Genomic DNA, 23,374 nt, shown 5'->3' with positions numbered 1-23,374 from the left:
CAGCCAGCCTGCCATATCCTCTATGAAATCTATTGAAGTTTTTATTTCTTACCACCAGGAAGATGAGACGCTACGCCAAGAGTTAGAGAAGCATTTAGCGTCTTTGCGTCGGGAAAACATTATTACAAGTTGGAACGATCGCAAAATTATCCCTGGACAAGAAATCAAAGGCGAAATAGATGAGCATTTAAACCAGGCTGGGCTGATATTATTGCTAATCAGCCCTGATTTTATAGATTCTGATTATCACTGGACAGTTGAAGTGACACGAGCGTTAGAGCAGAATACAGCGAAAAAAGCTCGTGTGATCCCAGTGTTGCTACGTTATGCAGATTGGGAAACTCCTCCCATCGATCAACTGTCGCCACTACCTAGTAATCGCAAACCTATCAAAAGCTGGAATGACCGAGATGAGGCATTCTTAGAAGTTGTTAAGGGAATTCGGGAGGCAGTGCGATTAGTTGAAAACTCCAATTCCTCACCTCCAAAACAAAGAACAAAAGAACTTGAATATCAAGTCACAAGCCTGATCAATGAAGCAGATCGTTTGCGCGAAGCTAAAAAGTTAGAGGAAGCAGTCGTCAAATACAAAGCAGCCCTCAGCCTTGACCCAAACTCTGTATATGCTCACAATGCACTAGGGGTTGTGCTGCACACGCAAGGGAAGTTGTCAGAAGCGATCGCCGCCTACCAAAAAGCTTTGCAAATCGACCCAAACTATGTAAACGCTCACTGTAACCTGGGGAAAGCGCTGCACACTCAAGGGAAGTTGTCAGAAGCGATGGCCGCCTACCAAAGAGCTTTGCGCCTCGACCCAAACGATGCAGACACTCATTGTAACTTGGGGATTGCGCTACACGATCAAGGGAAGTTGTCAGAAGCGATCGCCGCCTACCAAAAAGCTTTGCAAATCGACCCAAACTATGTAAACGCTCACTGTAACCTGGGGAAAGCGCTGCACACTCAAGGGAAGTTGTCAGAAGCGATGGCCGCCTACCAAAGAGCTTTGCGCGTCGACCCAAACTATGCAAGCGCTCACTGTAACCTGGGGGTTACGCTATACCATCAAGGGAAGTTGTCAGAAGCGATCGCCGCCTACCAAAAAGCTTTGCAAATCGACCCAAACTATGTAAACGCTCACTGTAACCTGGGGAAAGCGCTGCACACTCAAGGGAAGTTGTCAGAAGCGATGGCCGCCTACCAAAGAGCTTTGCGCGTCGACCCAAACTATGCAAGCGCTCACTGTAACCTGGGGGTTACGCTATACCATCAAGGGAAGTTGTCAGAAGCGATCGCCGCCTACCAAAGAGCTTTGCGCCTCGACCCAAACGATGCAGACACTCATTGTAACTTGGGGATTGCGCTACACGATCAAGGGAAGTTGTCAGAAGCGATCGCCGCCTACCAAAGAGCTTTGCTAATTGACCCGAACGATGCAGATGCTCACTGTAACCTGGGGATTGCGCTAAAAGGTCAAGGGAAGTTGGAAGAAGCGATCGCCGAACTGGAAATAGCTGTTCGCCTTAACCCTAACAACACTGTGATTCGTAACAACTTAGAGATTTATAGAAATGAGAAGAATGAGAAGAAGGGTTTTTGGGGACGTTTATTTGGCGGGTAGAAGATTCTCAGTCTTATTCATCTCAAGGGTGTGCGATAGTCTGTTGTTGATAATGCGTAATAAACTCAGCGTGTTGTATTTCCCTTTCAAATTTATCTGAATTCATGAATAGTTATATTTCAGGTATTCTTAACCAATCTTAATAAAGCTAAAAATTCCGTATTCTCTGAATAACGAGAAATCTTTGAGCCACAGTTCTATCAAAAGGATGAATTGAGCTTTTTCCCAGTTGTCAATATTTGTTGTTAAACTAATACTGAATATTTTTTTAACTTAATATAAGAATTAATTACTTAACCAATGGTAGATGCCAAAATCTATAAAAATACAGTGTAATTAAATTGTTAATTTTTCCCTAACTTCCTTTTACTTGCGTTATCTTTTGCTTACGTGATTTTAATACTACCTTTACATTATTCCTTAAGTATAATTATGGGATAATAGAGAATATCCTCTTTTGTTAGGCAATCCGTAGTAATATAGTCGGTTTCAGAGAAAAACTTATCATAAATTACCCGCTTAACACTTTTGCATAAAAATTAATAGGGTAGAATAACTGAATATTGCTCAGATATTTTTAAAATTAAAAGCAGGATTTTTTAATGATCGGCTTAAATAATTCAGAAAACGACACAGTTAGCAGCACAGCATCCACTAAGAGGCTGGCAAGGGCGATGATGGTTTCTGGTGGGGAGTTCTCACTGATATTGGCTTGTTGTAACAGTATTGAAAGACAGCAGCAAGTGCTGAATCTGTTAACAGAATTTTCATCAACAGATATCCACAAAATCTTGCTCTCACCTGCGGCTGACACATTATATACAGCAATTACAAGTGCAATTGGTGCTACTCAACCCGAAGCTTTGATGGTACGGGGTTTAGAATCCGTAGTAGAAATTAACCAACTAATCATCAGTACCAACATCATGCGAAATGAGTTTCGGAAACAGTTTCGGTTTCCCTTGGTGTTGTGGGTTAATGATGAAATTCTACGCAAGCTAGTCTGGTTAGCACCAGATTTCAAAGATTGGGCAGCAAGCACTATTAGATTTGATGTATCTCACAATCAGTTAGTTGGATCTGAACAACGAGCCATTAGCGCCTAATATTGGCTGAGATTACTCAAATATTTGTAGATGCGTAGGTTGAGCCGAGCAAAATCTAAACTACGGTTCTGTTTAATTATTTATAAAATTACTTTTATTTAACCTTCGCTTACCCTAACTTCTCATGGAATATGGAAAACCTTGCTTCCATTTTTCTGTGATACGAGAATATAGTGTACACATAAGCCCTAAAAATCTAGCTTCATAAGCTTTTCCTCGTTCTCATCCTCTACATCGGAACGAAACAAGCTATTTTCCCAGACAGGGACGTGGAAGAGAATCCACAACAAAGTTTTTTTATCTAATGAAAACTAAGCTTCTGAGTTATTCCTAGATTGCCGTAAAATATAGGGCAATACAGTTCAGATAAGACCAAAACACTTGTAGAGACGGCGATTTATCGCGTCTCAAAACCCACGATTTTGTACAAATAGCGCTTAACCCAAGCGTATTGGGATATATGGCGTTTTGATTGAGTGCAATTTTCATCCAGAATTTGTATAAGGAACAAACAATTAGTACATCAGCGTCTGTATTTATATCTGTTTCAGGACAAATATACTAAATTAATTCCAACTGGTGAAGTACTGGAATTATATATTTTATTGTCTATACGTGGTTGGATACTATTTCCCAGTTCTATAACTCTTGAGTAACATCGCTATATTACGATGAGAACCATGCTGAAAAAATACCTTAACACTAATCAAGCACGAATTTTTACTGCTTTGATTTTGACTGGAATTTTGTCTGTAACTAGCAGTTTAACGCTTATCAAAGATGCGACGGGCGCTTCTGCTAACTTTTCGTTAGAAACAAACAATGAAGTCCTCAAAGATAATATTAAACCAAATCGCTTGCCACGTCCAGTAGCTAAGGCGGTACTGCGAGATTTAGCCCGCAAACAGGGAATTTTTACTAGCCAACTGCAAATTATTGATTATAGCCAACAGACTTGGCGCAATGGTTGCTTGGAACTGCCTCAATCGGATGAAATCTGCACCCAAGCGTTAGTTCCTGGTTGGCGGATTGTGGTGTCTAATGGCAAACAAAATTGGGTTTATCATACCAATAACAACGGGCGATCGCTACGTTTAGCTTCGGCAAATACTCCCTCAGACAATCTGCCAGGTAAATTACCTGCGTCTGTAAAAAATGCTGTTTTGCAAGTTGCATCCAGACGTTTGCAACAGCCAATTTCTCAACTAAGCATCATTCAAGCTCAATCGCAAACTTGGAGAAATAGCTGTTTAGAATTAGCTAATACTGATGAATTCTGTACCCAAGCTTTGGTATCAGGCTGGCGAGTAGTTGTTGGTGCGGTTGACCAAACCTTGGTTTATCATACTAATCAAACAGGTTCCGCAGTCAGACTGAATCAAAAAGCTAACGAAGGTACACTTGCCCCTGTGCAAATTCCAGCCAGCGAGTTACCACCACCGTTAGATCGAGATATAGTATTTCGGCAAATTTCCAGTGGCGGTTTTGCTGGCAGAACCTACCAAACTGTCTTACTCAAAGATGGGCGATTGATTCGCGTGCGGATTGGTGATGCCAATGATTCGGAACGCAGTGTTCGCAGCGTTTCTGTGCAACAGGTGCAACAATTTCAGAGATATTTGGAACGCTCTAATTTTAGTAAATTCCAAAATCTAAGTTACCCAGCCCCTAGTGGTGCTGCTGATTATATCACCTACACTCTTACCAGCCAAAAGGGTACGGTTCAGTACAATGATATTTCTCAAAATAACCTGCCAACGAATTTACAAGCAGCAGTCAAAGCCTGGAATCAACTCGTAGCCAGCGCCCAATAAATGATAAATCTCAGCAATGGGAAATAGCGATTGTTTTAGCGCTTACAATCGAAACGATCGCTATTCATGCTGATTGTTCATAATTTGATCGTGTCTGTAACCAAATGATGAAAAGGTTTGTAAAGTGGTGTGTTGAGTTTCATTCTTGGTGGAATATTCGCCAAAGCAGAAAGTCAGGGTTATTTGCCGTTATCGTTACCTTGAGTGTGGTAGCTACGGTGATGCTATCGTTCCCATTGAACGCTCAAATTAATCTGCCGCCAAAACTAGCATCGGAGCTAAGGGGGGTGTGGTTAACAAATATTGATAGTGATGTGTTATTTGAGCGCGATCGCCTCAAGGGATCTTTGCAACGCCTTGATGAACTCAATTTTAACACCATATATCCGGCGGTTTGGAATTGGGGATATACATTGTATCCCAGCAAAGTTGCCCAAAAAGTAATTGGGCGATCGCTCGATCCTACACCAGGATTGCAAGGGCGAGATATCCTCAAAGAAATTGTCGATGTAGGACATCAAAAAGGGCTAACAGTGATTCCCTGGTTTGAATTTGGCTTCATGGCACCAGCCGACTCTCTCTTAGCTAAAAATCGTCCCCAATGGCTCACTAGCCGCAGCGATGGGACTCGAATTGTCAAAGAAGGCACGCATAACCGTGTTTGGCTAAATCCCTTTCGCCCAGAAGTACAACAATTTATTCAAGATTTAATCGTTGAAATTGTTAGAAACTACAATATTGACGGCATTCAATTAGATGACCATTTTGGCTTACCATCAGAATTAGGTTACGATGCTTACACAGTGGCACTTTACAAAAAAGAACACCGTGGTAAAGCTCCCTCCAAAAATTTTAGAGATCCAGAATGGGTGCGCTGGAGAGCTAACAAAATCACCGAGTTTATGAAACGGGTATTCAAAACCATCAAAGCTACTAAAAAAGATTGCCTAGTTTCCATTGCACCTAATCCTCAACGTTTTTCTTACGAGTTCTTTTTAGCGGACTGGCAAAAGTAAAAGTGGGAACGCCTAGGAATCATTGAAGACTTAGTTTTGCAGATATATCGTGATGATTTGAATGTTTTTATTAACGAATTAGAATATCCAGAAGTGAAAGCGGCAAAGAGCCATATTCCAGTCAGTGTGGGAATTTTGGCTGGGTTGAAGAACCGAGATGTGCCGATGCAACAGATTCAGACACAAGTGCAAAAAATCCGCGATCGCAATTTTGCTGGAGTCTCTTTCTTTTTCTATGAATCCCTCTGGAATATGAGCAAAGAAAAGCCACAAGAGCGTCAAACTGGCTTCCAGAATATTTTCCCCACATCAACGGCTTACCCAAATTTACTAGCGGGTTGGAAACCGTTTAGTCATTAGTCATTAGTACCAATGACTAATGACTTCGATTTCTCGACGGCTTTTTATCAAAACGAGCGAAGCTTGCGTTCAGTCGGTGAATACCCTAAAAAATTTGTTTGGGATGTTACTCATTCTCAGACGCTTACACAGCCGTAAAATTTCCTTAGTGGCTATGCTGGCGCTTGTGATATGCCTTACTCTGGTAAGCGTGCGTTCATTTGGGCAAACAATTATGACATCAGCACCCCAACTGCTCACCGATCCATTTTTACAATTACCAACTGAAACCTCAGTGCAAGTAGTTTGGTTTACTGAGTTTGCTGGTGTTAATCACACAGTAACTTATGGTGAAAATCTTAAACTAACTGCTAAGGCAAATACTACCAAACTCAGCCGCACTCGTGAAGACCAGCAATCAAGAGTTGGAAACCAAACTAAAGACGGCGAAGTTTATCAAAAACCAGTTCAGCGCAACATTTGGCGACATGAAGCTGAGGTAGGTGGGTTAACTCCTGGGGTGCGGTTAAACTATCGGGTTACAAGTGTGCGAGAAGACAGCGAGACTATTAACAGTGATGTTTTTACCCTTGCAGCTAGTCCCAAACCAGATACACCACTAAAAATTTTACTTACCTCAGATCATCAATTAAAGCCGATGACAGCAGCAAATTTGCAAAAGGTGGTAGAAACAGTTGGACGAGTTGATGGGGTGTGGTTTGCTGGTGATTTAGTGAATATTAGCGATCGCGCCTCAGAATGGTTTGATGATAATAGTGGTGGTGCGTTGTTTCCCGGCTTACAAGGTCGTGCTACTTATGAAATGACGGACAACGACATTAAGACAACCTATACTGGTGGACAAATAATTCAACACGCACCCATGTTTACTTGCATTGGTAATCATGAGGTGATGGGGCGATTTGCCAGGATGGGAAGTTTAAATGATGAATTTGATGATACGATTCCCCGCGTCGCTACTCAAAAAATTTATCAAGATAAATCTTTAATAGATAATTCTTTTAATACTAATACCTACGAAGAGATTTTCTCTTTACCAAAAAGTAAAGAGGGTGGAAAAAGATATTATGCAGTTAGCTTTGGTGATGTACGTTTGGTGGTACTTTTCGCTACGAATATGTGGCGGACTCCTAGCTTAGATAAAAAGCGCAGAGGTCGATATCAGGAAGCTGAAAAGGATTTAAATAATCCTGAAAATTGGGGTTATGGGCAGCTAATTTATGAGCCAATTGCTAAAGGTAGCAAGCAGTATAATTGGCTAGAAGCAGAACTCAACAGCCCTGAATTTAAACAAGCAAAATACAAAGTTGTGATGTTCCATCATCCTCCCCATACTCTGGGTGATAATATAGTTCCTGCTTATACAGAACCTGTTCAAATAATTGAACGAGATGGTAATAATATTAAAGCTGTGCGTTACGAATACCCCAAAGATGCAGATTATATTATCCGCGATGTTGTACCTTTATTAGAAGTTGCTAATGTGCAATTGGTATTCTATGGGCATTCTCATTTGTGGAATCGCTTTGTTAGTCCCAGTGGAATGCATTTTCTAGAAACATCTAATGTTGGCAATACTTACGGCGCTGCTTGGGGTGACAGAAAGCGAGAAGTGCCAATTGGATATCAAGAGGATTATGTTAAGGTTGGCGATCCCAATGGTTTAGAACCAATAGTGCCGACAATTGCCCCTTTTTTGGGTGAAGATGGTAAGCCGATGCCTTATATTTCGAGTAATAATATTACGGTTTTTAGTATTTTTGATACAGGGGCAGGGACGATAAGTAGTTATCGCTTTGATACTCGCAAGCCTGATTCGGAAGTAGTGAAGTTTGACGAATTTCAGTTGAAATATAGCAATCCTATTTGATTTGTAAAAATTGGCGGATTTAGCTCCCCAACTTATTCGATAAGTCGGAGAGCTTTTTTATTAAAGTCAATTTTTTAACGAACCGCAGAGGCAAGGCAGCGCGGTCTTCTCCCAAAGGGAGAGGCTAACGCCAAGGGGGTTTCCCCCATGAGCGACTGCCGCGCAGAGAACACAGAGAGAAGAAAGAAGTTATTAATCCATGCTATTGGATTATAAGCTGCTAATTGCATCGGCAACTTGCTGAGAAACAAAGGGTAAAATAGCCTGACTCTTAGCCTGGGCTTTACCTTCAGTAAATACCACTAAGAGGTAAGGGCGCTGTTCTGGTAACTCAATATACGCTGCATCATGGCGAACTTGGCTTGTCCAGCCTGCTTTTGACCAAATTTGAGCATTTTGAGGTAATCCGCCGCCTAAGAAACCTGTTACTTGATTTTCCTCAGTGTCAGTGGGTAAATCGTTGAGAGGACGTTTGAGTAAAGCCATCATTGCTTGCGATCGCGCACTTGAAACCGCCACGCCACCTACAATACTATGCAATAACCTAGCGATCGCATTTGTTGTCAACATATTGCGATTTTCTAGTAACTCTCCCGCAAATGCCCGTTCCCGTCCATAAGGCCCATCACCCCAAGTTTTTTGACAGACGTTAATCGTCTCCATTTCTTCCCAACCCAAAGATTGATAATAGCGGTTAACGATATTACGCTGATATTTCCAGGTTTCAAAGGGCCCGGTTGGTAATTCTGGCCCAGATGTAGTACCACTTAAAATATCCACAACCAAGCTGGTAGCATCGTTACTAGAATCGACAATCATATCCCGCAAGGCGCGTTCCAACTCCTTGGAAGTTTGACTCATGCCTTTTTCTAGCCATTCATTTACCGCCACCAGGTAAAATAGCTTGACTACACTGGCGGGATAAATCCGTTCAACACCGCGATAAGTAAAACCACGGACTGGATGATCCCAAAAAGCGTTGGGAGTCAGCGCCCCACCAGTATTGACTCGCACTGGTGGATCGTAAACAACCCAAGTCAGCGCAATTTGATTCCGGGCTAAAGTCGGAAATGCTGCCCAAGTTGCATCTAAAATGCCATTACCAATATTTTCGAGTTGTTCGTCTTTATTAAAAAAAATCATTCTCTAATAATGTCCTTTAATCTAAAATCCAAAATGGTTCGACTGAGCGAAGCCGAAGTCCAAAATCCAAAATTAGGGGAGTATCAGTGTTTAGCTGACCTAAATTTATTTGATTCTCCTGAATGTACACGTTTAGCAACTCAATCTGCATCTGGGAGGCATTTGTGGGTAACATCAAATCATCAAAATTTAGCGGTCGAGGTGTATTTGTGTGAAGATGACTATCCGGGATGGTTATCTCTTTCAGATTTTGATTCATTACAACCTGCTACTGTACCTTATCAGGCTGCAACATTTTCTGAATCTGAAATTAAGAAACTCCTCGCAGAGGTCATCGCCTTTACCCAAAAAGCAATGCAACAATCAAATTATTACCTTTGGGGTGGTACGGTTGGGCCAAATTATGACTGTTCTGGGTTGATGCAGGCGGCGTTTGCTTCGGTGGGTATTTGGCTACCTAGAGATGCCTATCAACAGGAAGGATTCACCCAACCAATTACTATTGCAGAATTAGTAGCTGGGGATCTGGTATTTTTTGGAACTAGCCAAAAAGCAACCCATGTCGGACTTTATTTGGCAGATGGTTATTACATCCATAGTTCTGGGAAAGATCAGGGACGGGATGGAATTGGGATTGATATTCTCTCGGAACAGGGAGATGCTGTTAGTCTGTCGTATTATCAGCAGCTGCGAGGTGCTGGTAGAGTTTTTAAGAGTTACGAACCACAGAGACGCTGAGGACGCAGGGGTATATGAGGAGTGGGAAGGTTTATCAAGAGTTGAGTGAAGAGAATGGGACGATTTCGGCTATTGTCCCAGATGTTTCGGTGGTGGTGCCGATACATGATGAGGTGGAAAGTTTGCCGCTTTTACTAGAAGCGATCGCATTTACTTTATCCTCTAGCCAGATAAATTATGAAATCATTTGTGTGGATGATGGTTCTACAGATGGTTCCGGGGATTTTCTCAAGAAAGAGGCACAAAACCGCACTGATTTAAAGGCGGTGATTTTGCGTCGCAACTACGGACAAACTGCGGCGATGGCTGCTGGGTTTCATTATGCTGTCGGGAAAGCGATCGTTACTTTAGATGCCGATCTCCAGAACGATCCGGCTGATATCCCTATGTTATTAGCAAAGCTGGATGAGGGTTACGATTTGGTAAGTGGTTGGCGGCAAAAACGCCAAGATGGTGCTGTAAATCGGTTACTTCCTTCCAAAATTGCTAACTGGCTAATTCGTCGCACCACTAGCGTGAATATTCATGATTATGGCTGTTCGCTGAAAGCTTATCGTGCAGAACTGTTGGCAGATATGAACCTCTACGGTGAATTACACCGATTTTTACCCGCTTTGGCGTACATCGAAGGAGCTAGAATTACTGAAATACCCGTGCGTCATCACGCCCGTCGTTTTGGTCGTAGTAAGTATGGGATCTGGCGGACATTTCGGGTGTTGATGGATTTGCTAACCATTCTATTTATGAAAAAATTCCTCACCCGGCCGATGCACGTTTTTGGGCTGTTGGGCTTGATTTCAATGGTTTCAGGCACAGCGATCGGAATCTACTTGACTTTTGTCAAATTAGCTTTAGGTGAGATGATTGGCAATCGCCCCTTGCTAAGTTTAGCTGTTCTCCTGCTAGTAACTGGGGTGCAGTTATTTTGCTTCGGCCTTTTGGCAGAATTGCTCATGCGTACATATCATGAATCCCAAGGGCGGCCTATCTATCGCGTGCGAGAAGTAGTAGCAAAAATTGTTAAGTAACGTAACAATAATAGTCATTGGTCATTAGTCATTAGTCATTGGTCATTGGTCATTGGTCATTGGTCAAATAACAAAGGACAAAGGACAAATGACAAACAACTCATTAAATTGCATCTACCTTGAAAGCACTTAATACTTTTGACACCGAACTGCGGCGCAACCTGCTGATTTTATTTACGGCAGGTTTATTATTCTGGTCGAGTTTGTCTTCGCTCTTACCAACCTTACCGCTTTATATCGATGATGGGGGCGCAAGCAAGCAAGAAATTGGGATTGTGATGGGCAGTTTTGCCATTGGTTTATTGCTATTTCGCCCGATGCTAGGACGGTTAGCCGATGAACGTGGTCGAAAAATTGTCTTGTTGATTGGTACGATAGTAGCTGCGATCGCACCCTTTGGTTACTTGGCAACCCAATCAATTGGGCTGTTGATCCTGGTGCGAATTTTTCACGGTATTAGCGTTGCGGCTTTTACAACTGGCTACAGTGCCTTAATCGCAGATTTAGCTCCCGCAGAAACTCGTGGCGAAATCATTGGTTACATGACCCTAGCAACTCCCCTTGGTTTAGCAATTGGCCCTGCCTTGGGCGGGTATTTAGAAGCTACAAGTGGTTACGGAATATTATTTCTGGTATCTGCGGAACTGGGTTTTTTCGCTCTCTTGGGAATTGTACAAGTTATGAATCCACCAGTGCAGACACAAGAGCAAACTGAGGCAGAGGATCGCAATTATTGGCAAATTTTGAACAGTCCACAGGTGAGAGTTCCAACTATAGTTATGTTGCTGGTTGGTTTGTCTATCGGTGCTGTACATACCTTTGTCTCGTTGTTTCTCAAATCCAGTCAGGTAGACTTCAATGGCGGACTGTTTTTTACAGCTTCGGCAATTGCTAGTTTTAGTATCAGGGTGTTTGCTGGTAAGGCAAGCGATCGCTTTGGTCGTGGTTTATTTATCACCTTTGGTATTTTGTGTTATGTTTTAGCGTTAATACTGCTGTGGCAGGCTCACAGCCCGATGGTTTTCTTATTGGCTGCGATCGCTGAAGGTGCTGGTGGTGGTACACTAATCTCGATGATGATCGTGATGATGGCAGACCGCTCACTGCCAGAAGAACGGGGGCAAATTTTTGCTCTATGCATAGCTGGACTTGACCTGGGAATTGCGATCGCTGCTCCTCTTTTGGGCATCATCGCAGAACAAGTCGGCTACCGCGATATGTTTGGCTACGGTGCTGCGATCACTTCTGTTGCACTTGTAATCTTCGTCACCCAGTCGAGCAAAAACCTATCCAACTCCCTGCGCTTTGCACTAGGTCTAGCTCCAGATGTTTATGCCTTGAAAAACTTAAAAATTAGGAGTGAAGAAATCTAATTCCTCACTCCTAACTTTTTACTCTTAGCCTTATAAAACGGGCGAGGAGGGATTCGAACCCCCGACACCGTGGTCCGTAGCCACGTGCTCTAGTCCACTGAGCTACACGCCCTCACCGACAATCTATATTAACACGTTCTAACTAAATGACGCAAGATAATTTTCTATCTAATTTTGCCAGCTTAACCCATCTAGATCAACACGGACAGGCACAAATGGTAGATGTGTCTGATAAAGCACCCACCATCCGCCAAGCAGTAGCTGCTGCCAATGTGCGAATGCTGCCAACAACCTTCGCTGCTATTCAAGCCGGAAATGTCCCAAAAGGTGATGTGTTAGCAACTGCAAGATTGGCTGGAATTATGGCAGCCAAGCAAACAGCCGTTTTAATTCCTCTATGTCATCCGTTGCCTTTGCAAAAAATAGCGGTCGAAATTATACCCGATCCTCAACTACCTGGTTATCAAATTCAAGCCACAGTCAAAACTAAAGCTGAAACTGGTGTAGAGATGGAAGCTTTAACTGCTGTTTCTGTGGCTGCGCTGACTTTATACGATATGGCAAAAGCTTTAGAAAAGTCGATTCAAATTGAATCAATTCGTTTAATAAGCAAGAGTGGCGGGAAATCAGGAGATTATTTCCCGCCAGAGCAATCAGCTACTGTATCCCACCTATAGCTTTGTTGAGATCGGTTGGGCTTTCAAACTCTTCATCTTCTGGCAGTTTGTCTAGCAGAGATATAATCCCCTTATCTGCTCCATGCTTTTTAGCGTGCTGAATTAAATCTTGCTTATTCGCAGGATAGTCAACACCTTTCAAGTGCTTTTGTATTTCAACTGGGTTTGCCTTAGCCATTTTTATCCACCTCTAAAGGTTCTTTCCATGTTCACAAGTGGATATATTTGCTCCCTCTATCAAACAGATGAATCATTTTTAACTGAGAAAGATTAAAAGCTCATCCACTAGGTTGATGAATTATGTTTGGGGAATGGGGCATTGGGAAGAGGCAAAGGGGCAGAGGAGCAGGGAGCAGAGGGGAAAGAAAAGAGGCAGAGGGGCAGGGAGAACGGAGCAGAGGGGAAAGAGGTAATTTTGTATTCTCTCCCCTGCCCCCTACTTCTTCCAGTTGTCAGGGTCTAATAGCAACCACTGCCACAAAAACCTTAGAATAAATAGGGTGTATTTAAATCTGTAACAAATATTTATGCCTCCTCGTTGGCCTCGCAAACCCGATCGCAAAGACCCTGATTATCGTAAGATCGATGACCGGATGAATTTTGCCACCCATGTAGCGATCGCTGCTACGATTAACTCTGGCTTGTGGTTTTTCCACATTTTGAAAGGCACTACCTGGGAGTGGCTACCTTGGGTGACTTTAAGTTGGACAGCAATAGTGTTAGCGCATCTGATTTATATTAGTGCGATCGCTAACTACACCGAAACTCCACCAAAATCCACCTGAAGATGGATTACTCATGCTAGGGCGATTGTAACCTCTGGTAGTAGGATTAGCTTTTTAATTGAGTGATAATGTAAAAAAGCCTGAGATTTCGCACTTTTTCTTAATGTAGGGTTATTTTTATGGCTAAGACTAACACCACAGAACTACTGGAAGCCCTAGCAGCTGAAATTGGCGAAAATGTCTACATAGACATTGCCAAATGGCATCTTTATCTATCCAATGCCAAACTGCATACCCTTGTTGCCGAACGACTGTATCCTTTAATTACTTCCAACAGCGTAAATGAAGACCAAGTTTTAAAAGTCTTGGAATCGATTTCAGTAAAAATTGGCGGCGGTAGAAGTGAAATTCCTTTAATCGATTTACTGCCACTGCAATGCCAGGTTAATTTAGTTGATATTTTGGAAAAATATCAAAGTGAGTTCTAATCATTAAAACCCAGATTATCTTAGGTTGACAATTTTATTAATCAGCATTTCCTAATTCAATTTTAGTTGCTGAATTAGGTATATGTTTGCTCTGTCTATTTTATAAAAATTAACTCTACAGATACACACAGATAAATCTCGTGTAATTTCTGTGTCGATTTCTGATAAAAATTTCCTTTAACAATTAAGGGATATCCGCGTTCAAAATCAGTTTAGATTTGAGCGAGTTTATATTGAGACTCGCTTTGAACTTTCATGCAAACTCATTGAGGCAATTTCTATGCTTTTACAAGTCAAAGATAGTGGCGAATTAGTCAAGATTCTTGAAATTCAGGAATTACTTGACCCGAATAATGATGTTGTTCACGCAAAAGACCAAGAAGGTCAAGAAGAACAGCAACCTGAAAGTTTTAAAAAAGAAAATCTCGTTTTTCCTTCAGGTGAAGTTTTACCACGCTGTTGGTTAGATGCCGACTATAGACACGACAACGCTTAATGATTAATAGCTAAAAGGGCAGTTAAAAACCGCGTCTACACTCCCACCTCCGTGAGTTTCATACCCTTAATTCTTTCTTAGTCTGCGTTCGCGTAGCGTTCCGCAGGAAAGGCGGACTTTGCGTGTGTAGCCGCGAATTCCATTACAGCTATTTACCTGAAAATAGCTGCCAGATTATGAAGTAGCTTTTTCTTCTACTGTCACCGTTTCATTCTGCTGAAAATTGGGGAAAAATGTCTTAGCAATCCAGTAAGTCAAGATATGAGACAGTAATCCCATAGGGCCAGCAAATAAACACAGTGCAAGAGAGTGAATTGTCCAAACACCTGTTTTTTGCCCTTCCCAATAAATCCAACGACCGACGAATAAATCCATCACTAGAAAATGAATCCAACCTGTTGCAGCAGCAGTTTCATCTGTAAAAAATCGCGCAATATCAGTTAATTGAGGATTCGATAAAGCTTGGGCATTTTCTGGCGTAATACTGCTGATAAACAAATACAAATATGCGCCAGCTAACAGCACAAATGGCAAATATGATGACATTATCTGCCGTGTAACTTTCCAGTTTGGCAATAAAATCATCAACGCCCAAAATGGCAACACAAAAAGGTTTGCGAAGTTAAAAATTTGAGAGATTGTCATATTTTTGTAAGGTGAAAAGTTTTCAGTTATTATTTGTTTTAAATTAACTAATTATTCTTAACTTGTATCTCTCACGATATAGATCCCCGACTTATTTAAGAAGTCGAGGATCTGGGTATACTTATAAAGCTACAAGTTGAGATTCGATTTCTGAAGATTTCAAATCACGTCCGATAAAAACTAAGCGTGTTTGCCTAGCTTCTTCGGGTTTCCAGGGGCGATCGTAAAATTTATCAAATCGAGTTCCCACGCCTTGCATGACTAAGCGCATGGATTTATTTGGCACTGCCACAAAGCCTTTAATCCGGTAAATTTCTTGTTGTTGTGCTAATTTCTCTAACTGCTGTTGCAGCTTTTCTGGATCAAAGGTACGATCCAAAACTAAATTAGTTGAGATAATTTCTTCGTCGTGATTGTGGTCTTCTTCGGTATCGTGATGACTAGGACGAGAATCTAAATTGTCTTCCACTGCGGCTTGGAATCCTAATAATATAGATGCGTCTAGTTGAGAACGGTCGCTCTCGACAATTTTCACCACTCTGGGCAACTCTTGCTTAATCAATTCCTCAACTCTGGCTTTTGTCTCAGCATCTACCAAGTCAATTTTATTTAACACCACTAAGTCTGCACAAGCAAGTTGGTCTTCAAACAATTCTTGTAAGGGTGTTTCGTGTTCTAGATTATCATCTGCTTGCCGTTGGGCTGCGATCGCATCTGGATCGCTAGCAAATGTCCCTGCTGCTACCGCCGCACAATCTACCACCGTAATTACTGCATCCACAGTGGCGGCGTTGCGAATTTCTTGCCAGCGAAAAGCCTTCACCAATGGTTTTGGTAAAGCTAAACCAGAGGTTTCAATCAAAATGCAGTCGATGCTATCTCGCCGCTTGATTAACTCTTGCATCGTTGGGTAAAACTCTTCCTGCACGGTGCAACATAAGCAGCCGTTGGTTAATTCAAAGATATTAGTGTCGCCCTCACCATCTTCGGGGCAAATTTGACAGGATTTTAATAATTCGCCATCAATACCGAGTTCGCCAAATTCATTGACTAAAACGGCAATGCGACGACCTTGGTTATTTTGTAGCAGGTGGCGAATTAGGCTGGTTTTTCCACTACCTAAGAAGCCTGTAATCACTGTGACAGGAATTTTCGTTGCCATATTTTTGCCTGATTTCCTCAGTATGAGAAGTTTTACGGGTTACAAACTTAAATACTGAGATTAAGCTTGGTTTGAAGATTGACTTAGTTATTTTAAGCTGAAAGTCTATGGTTAGCTGGAAAATATTGCCGTTTTTATTGAGTTTAGGTTTGGTTTTGATTCCTCAAATTACTGTGGCGCAAACAGTAGAGGAGTTGGAACAAAAAGCGACATCTGCCGAAGAAGTGAAAAATTATCAAGAAGCTGCTAATATTTGGCGGAGTTTGATTGAACGGGATTCCAAAAACAGCTATGCCTACATCAAGCTAGCAGACATTCTATCTTCCCAAGGCAAGATTGCAGAGACGATTGCTGCTTATCGTCAAGGGTTGCAATTAACTCCTGATGCGGCGATTTACCTCAAACTTGGTAATTTTCTGGTTGAAAAGGGACGAACCGCAGAAGCGATCGCTGCTTTTCGCCAAGCTGTCAAACTCGATGCTAAAAGTGATACAGCTTCCATCATTTTAGCGATGAATTTGATAGCAATGGGCAATCCAGAGGAAGCAGTAGTGGCTTATCGTCAAGCGATTAAAATCGAGCCTGATGACGATAATTACAACAATTTAGCCGATACCCTCTTCAAAATAGGCAAACGAGAAGAAGCGATAGCTGCTTACCGAGAAGCCCTAATAATTAACCCAAAGAGCTATCAAGCATACAGCAGCCTGGGTGATATTCTCGAATATTCCGAAGCAGTCGCAATCTATCGCCAAGCGAGTAAAAATGACCCAAAAAATGAGGTTTATTACGAAAGGTTAGCTGAACTTTCATTAAAGCGCGGTTTTGTAAACGAAGCGATCGCAGCCTACCGCCAATTAATTAAAATCGAGCCTGAAGCTTCAAGGTATGTAGAACTGGGTGATGTGCTGATGACACAAGAAAAACACCAAGAAGCGATCGCTCTTTACCGCCAAGCCGTTGCCGCAAAACCCACTGATTATTATTACAGTAAATTAAATGAAGCACTAGCTCAACACGGAAACCTAGATGAAGCCTTGGCAAATTGCCAGAAGGTGGTAAAAATTGGTGAAGGCAGTTATGACACCTGCTCAAATATTAGCTTGCCACTTTACAAGCAAAAAGGCTTTCCTGCTGTCATGGAATTTTATCAGCCTTTGGCGAATCTAATACCACGTCGCCAAATGGCAGAACTTTACATCAAACTTGGCAGAGATATTTCTTATGGTGAATCTGGTGATGGTTCAAAACAAGAGGCGGCAGCAGTTTTTCGAGAAGTGCTGCAAATAGACCCAGAAAACACTGATGCTCAAGATGCCCTCAAGAACTTAATCGCTTCATAATAAACTATCCAATCTTGTGGAGTGGGCAACATGAGCGCCTTTAGCTTAATGAAACAATCCCTGTAACTATGAATAAAAGTTGGGTTTTGGCAATTCATCATTATAATGCCCACTTTCCAATCTCTTGGATTTTGTAATCTACTGGATCGTGCAAAGTGAACGTGCGGAGATTACGCCAATAACGATCAAAGCCATATTTGGCACTAGTAGCGCGTGCGCCCATAACTTCAAATATTCGGTTGGTAATGTCTAAACCAACTTTAGTTGCGAAGACTTTGGCAGTAGCAACTAAGAGCGCACATTCTGCCCGTTGTTCGGCGGTAAGTGACCATTCCTGCTCCCAAGCTGCTTGTAGTAATTCTCCCGCCTGCTCAGTAAGATACACGGCTGCTTGGAGATCAACCCAGATTTTGCCATAGTGCTGAAGGATGTAAGGATCTTGGGTTGCACTCTCTACACCTGATGTCAGCCAAGGTTTGGTATTAGTGGAAGTATATGTTTTAGCAGCTTCAAATACTCCCTGTGCAATTCCCAGGTAGATATTAGCAAGATTCAATTGAGTCAAGCAGGCACGAATAGTATTGAAGGGTTGATTGGCTTTGTTTCTACTACCAAGAATTTCTTCAGGGTATACCAACACATTTTCAAAAGTAACACTACCACTGTCTGTTTGGCGTTGCCCCATATTATCCCAATCATCATGAACTGTAACGCCTTGCCGTTGGGTGGGAATTACCAGAATATTCAATTCATTAGTTTCTTGATGAGTGGCAGTAATCGGCAATATATCCGAGTCTTGAGAGCCAGAGCAAAAGCTTTTAATGCCGTTGAGACGGAAATAATCATTTTCTGGTGTCAGAGTAGTTCTTTTATCTAATGGGTTAAGAGCATTGCACCAAAACCAATTGTTGTGAATAGTTTCTGAGTAATATCGCTGTTTTTGCTGTGCTGAACCAAAGATATGAGGGATTACTACACCTAGATGGTGGTAAGAAAAGACGTGAGCAATAGAGCTATCAACTTTGGCAAACTCGCGGGTAATTTGCAGAACAGTAATCCAGCTTTGCCCTAAACCACCGAATTCTGTGGGTACGATCAGTTTCAGTAAGTTGCTTTGGCGCAAGCGATCGCGTTCATGTTTTGGTGTGCCCCCTTGAGCATCCCGCTCTACAGCAGTTTGGGCAAATTCTTTTGCTAAAGACTTAGCTAAATCAAGATAATTTTGAGACTCTTTCGTTTCGATTAATTGCATACTTTACCACTTCTCCTATAACTTTCTTGTGAGAAGTAACTATAAATTTAACTGGAAAACTTTGAATTTAAAATAGTTTTACATCATGATGTAAGTCAACTTTGTTCCCACATTCAGTTGAATAACTTGACCAAAGATGAGTTCAAAAATATAGCTAATGACAGCAATTATAGCAATGAAAAGCAGTCCTTTAAATGGCTGGCTTTTCCAAATGCTCCGCCTCTGGGTTGGGTTTGCAACGCTCATCGTATCAACTTAAAGAATGTTGGATTTATTAGGGGTAAAGCATTCTGGTAAATGTTAATTCTGAAAGCTTCACCCCAGTAGAGAATGCGGCAATTACAACCAAGGATGGCGCGGGGGATAGACACCATTGAGAAAGTAGTTACCAACAGCGTAGTACTTCCAACGCACGGGATCGTGGAGTGTGTGAGCGCGGGCATTTCGCCAGTGGCGATTGTAGTTGAATTCCTCCAATGTGGACTTAGTACCTGCTAGTTCAAACAATTTGTTGGTAGCTAGTAATGCTGCTTCGGTGGCTAAGGCTTTGGCTTCAGCAACTGCGATCGATGCTTCAACTACCTTGAGTTCTTCTAAACCTGACTCGTTGGCGATGTCAAGAAATTCACCTGCACGACGCAGCAATGCTTCAGAAGCGTGAACCTGAATTTGGACATTGCCTAAGTTGTACAGTGTCAGGGGGTCTTCGTAACCTTTTTCTAAATTGCTGTCAACCCAAGGGCGAGTATATTTACGCACAAAGTGAATGGTGTCACGGACTGCGGCTTTGGCAATTTCCACATCTACGGCGGCTTGGATGATTTGCGCGATCGCACCCATTGGTGTCGCCCGTTCAAAAGCTAAGTAGTGCGGAATCACGTGTTCTGCCTTAACTTTCACATTTTCAATAATGGTAGTGCCGCTAGCGGTGGTACGCTGTCCAAAGCTCGTCCAGTCATCGAGTAGGGTTAATCCTTCGGCATCTCTTTCGACAAATGCCACCACTGTTTTACCATCTGGATTACTGGCAATGACAGGAACCCAATGTGCTAGCAATGCCCCAGCAGAGTAGTATTTACGTCCATTAAGTACGAAGTCAGATCCATCTGGTTGTAACTTTGTCTGCACATCATTAACAGACTTAGTACCTACTTCCGAGAAAGCGTTACCAAAGCGTTTACCTTGTAGAACCAAATCAAAGAAGAACTTTTTCTGCTCATCAGTGCCATCCAACCGAACTGCTTCCACCATATAAAGGTGGTTTTGGGGAATTTGACCGAGGCTAGAATCAGCTTCGGAGATGATTTTAATTACTTCTGCTAGGGTTGCATTTGATACAAAAGCCCCACCATACTCTTGAGGAACCGTAATTCCCCACAATCCACTCTGGGAGAACTTTTCTACTTCCTCAGCAGGTAAACGCCGATTTTGGTCGCGTTCTGAGTCTCCCTTGGCAAACTCAGCTGCTAATTCGTGAGCGATCGCGATCGCTTCTTTGTCATCTCGAATAATATGCGCCTTCTGACCAGTATTAATTACTGATGTCATGGTAAAACTCCTTGATTGTGATTGAGTGACTCATAATCGCCACTCCTATGAGACAACGCGAAATACCCATTTGAGGGATGGACATCTTGCCCTTAAACCGAACCGTATGATCTATACTCCAACTAACTCATCAGCTGTCCGACGAGTAGCTTTAAGTTCGCGCACAATCGGAATTACTGTCTTACCAAATGCAGGTAAATCATCTGTGTAGTGTAAGAAGCCACCGAGAATTAAATCAACTCCCGCTTCATGAAACTGGCGAATCTTTTCAGCCACCTGCTCGGCAGTGCCAATCAAGCCTGAACGGAACCCATCGTTATATTGCACCAAGTCTTCAAAATTGGAATTCGCCCACATTCCCTGACGTTCACGAGTAGAAGATCCGGCTTGTTTCACTGCTTCACCAAATCCTTTCACCGCCTCTACATCGGCTTGGGCAATAATATCGCGCAATACTTCATGGGCTTCTGCTTCTGTATCTCGCACGATGATAAAGGAATTCAGACCAAACTTAATTTTGCGTCCTGCTTGACGCGCTAATGCAGACACTTCTTCAATCTGCTCTCGCACCCCTTCTATGGTGTTGCCATTCATAAAATACCAATCAGAGACACGACCAGCCATGCGCCGCGCAGCTTTGGAATTACCACCTTGGAATATCTCCGGGTGTGGATTCTGATTAACTGGTTTAGGCTTCACCCAACCGCCGTTAATGCGGTAAAAATCGCCTTTAAAGTGAAACTCATCCTCAGTCCACAAACCTTTGAGAACGCGGATAAATTCTTCTGAACGACGATAGCATTCGTCATGATCTAACCAATGTTCACCATATATAGTGAATTCATCTTTGAACCAGCCGCTAACTACATTCAGAGCGAACCGTCCGTTAGAGAGAAAATCAATGCTAGAGCCGATTTTAGCCACTACTCCCGGATGCCACAATCCAGGGTGAACTGCTGCAATTAGCTTTAATTTCTTGGTAACTGGAGCCAAGGCTGATACGGTTGTTAATGCCTCTAACTGATATTCAGCGCCATAGCTGGCGATAAATCTGGCTTGTGCTAGTGCATATTCAAATCCAACTTCTTCAGCAGTCTGAGCTAGTTTAGCGTTATATTCATAAGTCCAATCTGTTCGTTGGGGAATTTTACTAACAACTAACCCACCGCTAACGTTGGGAATCCAGTATGCGAACTTAATATCTACCATAATTGTGTGTTTGTAATTGAAACTGCTTGGTTAGTAAAAGGAGGCAGGAGCCAGGAGGCAGGAGGAAATATTTGGAATACATACAACAAGAGCAGCCCCTTTCCTGCTAGCGTTGGGGAGTAAGATTCAAAGCTTCTCTGCTTTTAGGAGAGAGGTTAAAGTTATTGCATCCGAACGAGAATGATAGGGCAAAATTTTGATCAAAATTGAAAGCTTGAGAGCGGCTGTAAACTACTCTGAGTTTACAAGTAGACAATTTCAGGTTCTTATGGTCGCAATATACTATAAGCCGACTGAACTACCGTAGTTTTTAATGAATCAGACTTTATCACGAGAATTTTTCCGATGTCGTGACTTGATATACTTAAATTCCATTTCCATGTTCCAAAATGGAATACTGCTCAATTTGGCTGTGTATTTAATTATTATTTTATATTTGCTGGCTATCATCCTGATTCAGTCAGATTCAGTCAGAACAACCAGAAATCAATATTTGACTAAAGTTTTGATACTATTCCAGAACGTGATAAGCAAGTGATTTACATGTGTCATCTGCAACTATGCACAGCAGAAATAAATGTGGTAGTGTGAACTACTAAACCACGGCAAAAAGATATAGATACCGTAGTTAAATAGATATCTCGTAAAAAAAGGCACAGGAAAAAGATTTATGACACTTCAGTTTGGAATTTGGTCGCCGGTCTGTGGTGGATGATTGCGGGTTGTCAACCATGAAGCTAATTTATCCACTCAAGATTTGGTGAAACTGGCAGTTCAGGCAGACGAGTTAGGTTATGACTTTTATTACATTCCTGAACATTACTTAAATGCAGTTCATGGCCCTAACTATAATGTCGCTGATGCTTGGATTACAGCAGCTTTAGCAAGTTTGAACACCAAGAATATCAAGATTGTTGCGGCTGTACAACCTGGTTTTAAATTGCCTGCGGTTATTGCGAAGCTGAGTGCAAACATTCAAAATCAACTTAGTAACGGCAGATTTGCTCTGAGTGGTATTGCAGGTTGGTGGAAATTAGAAGTAGAAAGCTATGGAGATGTCTGGCTACCTCACAGCGATCGCTACGCGCGATTAGAAGAGTACATTGATGTAATTAAGGGGCTGTGGACAGTTGAAGACTTTAATTATGTTGGCAAATACTACAATATTGCGGGTGGTATCCTCACAGATAAGCCTACACCAACACCACCTATTTTCATTGCCGGCGAATCAGACAGGGCGATTGACTTAGCGGCTCGTCAGGGAGATTATCTATTTATCAATGCTGATGAACCTGAAAAAACGGCAGCATTGGTGCAGAAAGTGAAAAGATTAGCTAGCGATCGCTACGGCCGTCAGATTAAAGTAGCAATGAGTGCATTTGCGATCGTTCGTGAACATACTTCCCAAGCCGAAGCCAGATTAGAAGCGATTTATCGTTCTGCCAATCAGCAGCAAATCAAGTACTTTCAAGAACAAATCGATCCTAATGTCGTTGCCCATAACAAACTCGATATCAAGCAAACCATTGAAGCTAACCTTGGTTTATCTGCTCAACTCGTTGGCGATCGCTATACTATTCTTAACCGCCTGAAAGAATACGAAGCTGTTGGCGTTGACTTAATAGTACTCAAATTTGAATCTATGTTGGAAGATACTATTCGCTTCCACGAATTAGTAATATCAAAATATACACAGCAGAATATCTTAATTCCCTTGTAATTAAAAGAGTTTGGGGGTTTAATTCCCCTGCCTCCCAAGG

General features: G+C 42.1%; 21 protein-coding genes, 1 tRNA gene and 1 pseudogene. 14 read left to right on the top strand and 9 right to left on the bottom strand.

The window, feature by feature from the left end:
* Positions 1-22 precede the first annotated feature (22 nt).
* The 5 genes and pseudogenes from NPUN_RS03375 to NPUN_RS03355 all read left to right on the top strand — a co-directional run bounded on the left by NPUN_RS03375 (position 23) and on the right by NPUN_RS03355 (position 7,787).
* Positions 23-1,621 carry a toll/interleukin-1 receptor domain-containing protein gene (locus tag NPUN_RS03375; RefSeq protein WP_012407443.1) on the top strand — a complete coding sequence of 533 codons (1,599 nt, stop codon included), beginning with the start codon at positions 23-25 and terminating at the stop codon, positions 1,619-1,621.
* A 602-nt stretch (positions 1,622-2,223) separates the two neighbouring features.
* On the top strand, positions 2,224-2,727 hold the full coding sequence (locus NPUN_RS03370; protein WP_041565160.1) for a hypothetical protein: 504 nt from the start codon (positions 2,224-2,226) through the stop codon (positions 2,725-2,727).
* 671 nt (positions 2,728-3,398) lie between these two features.
* Positions 3,399-4,541, top strand: a complete 1,143-nt coding sequence (locus tag NPUN_RS03365) for a hypothetical protein (protein WP_012407441.1) — start codon at positions 3,399-3,401, stop codon at positions 4,539-4,541.
* A gap of 107 nt (positions 4,542-4,648) precedes the next feature.
* A pseudogene (locus tag NPUN_RS03360) lies at positions 4,649-5,917 on the top strand (glycoside hydrolase family 10-like protein).
* A gap of 214 nt (positions 5,918-6,131) precedes the next feature.
* Positions 6,132-7,787 carry a purple acid phosphatase family protein gene (locus NPUN_RS03355; protein WP_041565159.1) on the top strand — a complete coding sequence of 552 codons (1,656 nt, stop codon included), beginning with the start codon at positions 6,132-6,134 and terminating at the stop codon, positions 7,785-7,787.
* A gap of 210 nt (positions 7,788-7,997) precedes the next feature.
* Here the strand turns inward: NPUN_RS03355 and NPUN_RS03350 are convergent, their stop codons facing one another.
* A complete protein-coding gene (locus NPUN_RS03350) occupies positions 7,998-8,930 on the bottom strand; it encodes a serine hydrolase (RefSeq protein WP_012407439.1) in 933 nt (310 codons plus the stop codon).
* A gap of 9 nt (positions 8,931-8,939) precedes the next feature.
* Between NPUN_RS03350 and NPUN_RS03345 the strand changes: the two genes are divergently transcribed.
* From NPUN_RS03345 to NPUN_RS03335, 3 genes are all read left to right on the top strand, one after another.
* Positions 8,940-9,668 carry a C40 family peptidase gene (locus tag NPUN_RS03345; protein ID WP_012407438.1) on the top strand — a complete coding sequence of 243 codons (729 nt, stop codon included), beginning with the start codon at positions 8,940-8,942 and terminating at the stop codon, positions 9,666-9,668.
* A gap of 14 nt (positions 9,669-9,682) precedes the next feature.
* Positions 9,683-10,696 (top strand): glycosyltransferase family 2 protein, encoded by a 1,014-nt coding sequence (locus NPUN_RS03340; RefSeq protein ID WP_012407437.1) that lies wholly within the window; start codon positions 9,683-9,685, stop codon positions 10,694-10,696.
* A gap of 119 nt (positions 10,697-10,815) precedes the next feature.
* Positions 10,816-12,069 carry an MFS transporter gene (locus NPUN_RS03335; RefSeq protein ID WP_012407436.1) on the top strand — a complete coding sequence of 418 codons (1,254 nt, stop codon included), beginning with the start codon at positions 10,816-10,818 and terminating at the stop codon, positions 12,067-12,069.
* A gap of 38 nt (positions 12,070-12,107) precedes the next feature.
* On the opposite strand, the gene NPUN_RS03330 is transcribed toward NPUN_RS03335, so the two are convergent.
* Positions 12,108-12,181, bottom strand: a tRNA-Arg gene (locus NPUN_RS03330).
* Positions 12,182-12,215: 34 nt separating this feature from the next.
* Here NPUN_RS03330 and moaC point away from each other — a divergent pair.
* Positions 12,216-12,746, top strand: a complete 531-nt coding sequence (gene moaC / locus NPUN_RS03325; RefSeq protein ID WP_012407435.1) for a cyclic pyranopterin monophosphate synthase MoaC — start codon at positions 12,216-12,218, stop codon at positions 12,744-12,746.
* Here moaC and NPUN_RS03320 read toward each other — a convergent pair.
* The gene (locus tag NPUN_RS03320; RefSeq protein WP_012407434.1) at positions 12,727-12,924 is read right to left on the bottom strand and encodes a DUF2795 domain-containing protein; all 198 of its coding nucleotides are present in this window, start codon (positions 12,922-12,924) and stop codon (positions 12,727-12,729) included. The genes moaC and NPUN_RS03320 overlap by 20 nt on opposite strands.
* Before the next feature lie 349 nt (positions 12,925-13,273).
* On the opposite strand from NPUN_RS03320, the gene NPUN_RS03310 reads away from it, so the two are divergent.
* The 3 genes from NPUN_RS03310 to NPUN_RS03300 all read left to right on the top strand — a co-directional run bounded on the left by NPUN_RS03310 (position 13,274) and on the right by NPUN_RS03300 (position 14,455).
* On the top strand, positions 13,274-13,531 hold the full coding sequence (locus tag NPUN_RS03310) for a 2TM domain-containing protein (RefSeq protein WP_012407433.1): 258 nt from the start codon (positions 13,274-13,276) through the stop codon (positions 13,529-13,531).
* A gap of 119 nt (positions 13,532-13,650) precedes the next feature.
* Complete coding sequence (locus tag NPUN_RS03305) at positions 13,651-13,959, top strand: DUF3181 family protein (protein WP_012407432.1); 309 nt, start codon at positions 13,651-13,653, stop codon at positions 13,957-13,959.
* 280 nt (positions 13,960-14,239) lie between these two features.
* Positions 14,240-14,455 carry a hypothetical protein gene (locus NPUN_RS03300; RefSeq protein ID WP_012407431.1) on the top strand — a complete coding sequence of 72 codons (216 nt, stop codon included), beginning with the start codon at positions 14,240-14,242 and terminating at the stop codon, positions 14,453-14,455.
* A gap of 174 nt (positions 14,456-14,629) precedes the next feature.
* On the opposite strand, the gene NPUN_RS03295 is transcribed toward NPUN_RS03300, so the two are convergent.
* Positions 14,630-15,100, bottom strand: a complete 471-nt coding sequence (locus tag NPUN_RS03295) for an ABA4-like family protein (protein ID WP_012407430.1) — start codon at positions 15,098-15,100, stop codon at positions 14,630-14,632.
* A gap of 121 nt (positions 15,101-15,221) precedes the next feature.
* Positions 15,222-16,262, bottom strand: coding sequence for a cobalamin biosynthesis protein CobW (gene cobW, locus NPUN_RS03290; protein WP_012407429.1), 1,041 nt, complete (start codon positions 16,260-16,262; stop codon positions 15,222-15,224).
* A gap of 107 nt (positions 16,263-16,369) precedes the next feature.
* Here cobW and NPUN_RS03285 point away from each other — a divergent pair, with 107 nt between their 5' ends.
* Positions 16,370-17,605: a tetratricopeptide repeat protein gene (locus NPUN_RS03285; RefSeq protein WP_012407428.1), complete on the top strand. Its 1,236-nt coding sequence runs from the start codon at positions 16,370-16,372 to the stop codon at positions 17,603-17,605.
* Positions 17,606-17,705: 100 nt separating this feature from the next.
* Here the strand turns inward: NPUN_RS03285 and NPUN_RS03280 are convergent, their stop codons facing one another.
* The 4 genes from NPUN_RS03280 to sfnG all read right to left on the bottom strand — a co-directional run bounded on the left by NPUN_RS03280 (position 17,706) and on the right by sfnG (position 21,614).
* Complete coding sequence (locus NPUN_RS03280) at positions 17,706-18,857, bottom strand: acyl-CoA dehydrogenase family protein (protein ID WP_012407427.1); 1,152 nt, start codon at positions 18,855-18,857, stop codon at positions 17,706-17,708.
* Positions 18,858-18,935: 78 nt separating this feature from the next.
* Positions 18,936-19,103 carry a hypothetical protein gene (locus NPUN_RS41520; protein ID WP_167315565.1) on the bottom strand — a complete coding sequence of 56 codons (168 nt, stop codon included), beginning with the start codon at positions 19,101-19,103 and terminating at the stop codon, positions 18,936-18,938.
* Between the two features lie 93 nt (positions 19,104-19,196).
* Complete coding sequence (locus NPUN_RS03275; RefSeq protein WP_012407426.1) at positions 19,197-20,405, bottom strand: SfnB family sulfur acquisition oxidoreductase; 1,209 nt, start codon at positions 20,403-20,405, stop codon at positions 19,197-19,199.
* 111 nt (positions 20,406-20,516) lie between these two features.
* On the bottom strand, positions 20,517-21,614 hold the full coding sequence (gene sfnG / locus NPUN_RS03270; RefSeq protein ID WP_012407425.1) for a dimethylsulfone monooxygenase SfnG: 1,098 nt from the start codon (positions 21,612-21,614) through the stop codon (positions 20,517-20,519).
* Between the two features lie 715 nt (positions 21,615-22,329).
* Between sfnG and NPUN_RS03265 the strand changes: the two genes are divergently transcribed.
* The gene (locus tag NPUN_RS03265) at positions 22,330-23,334 is read left to right on the top strand and encodes an LLM class flavin-dependent oxidoreductase (RefSeq protein WP_012407424.1); all 1,005 of its coding nucleotides are present in this window, start codon (positions 22,330-22,332) and stop codon (positions 23,332-23,334) included.
* Positions 23,335-23,374 lie beyond the last annotated feature (40 nt).

The sequence above is a fragment of the Nostoc punctiforme PCC 73102 genome (genome assembly GCF_000020025.1).
In the GTDB taxonomy this organism is placed as follows: domain Bacteria; phylum Cyanobacteriota; class Cyanobacteriia; order Cyanobacteriales; family Nostocaceae; genus Nostoc; species Nostoc punctiforme.
The sequence above is the reverse complement of the archived record's forward strand: the minus strand, read 5'-3'. Positions and strand labels throughout refer to the sequence as shown.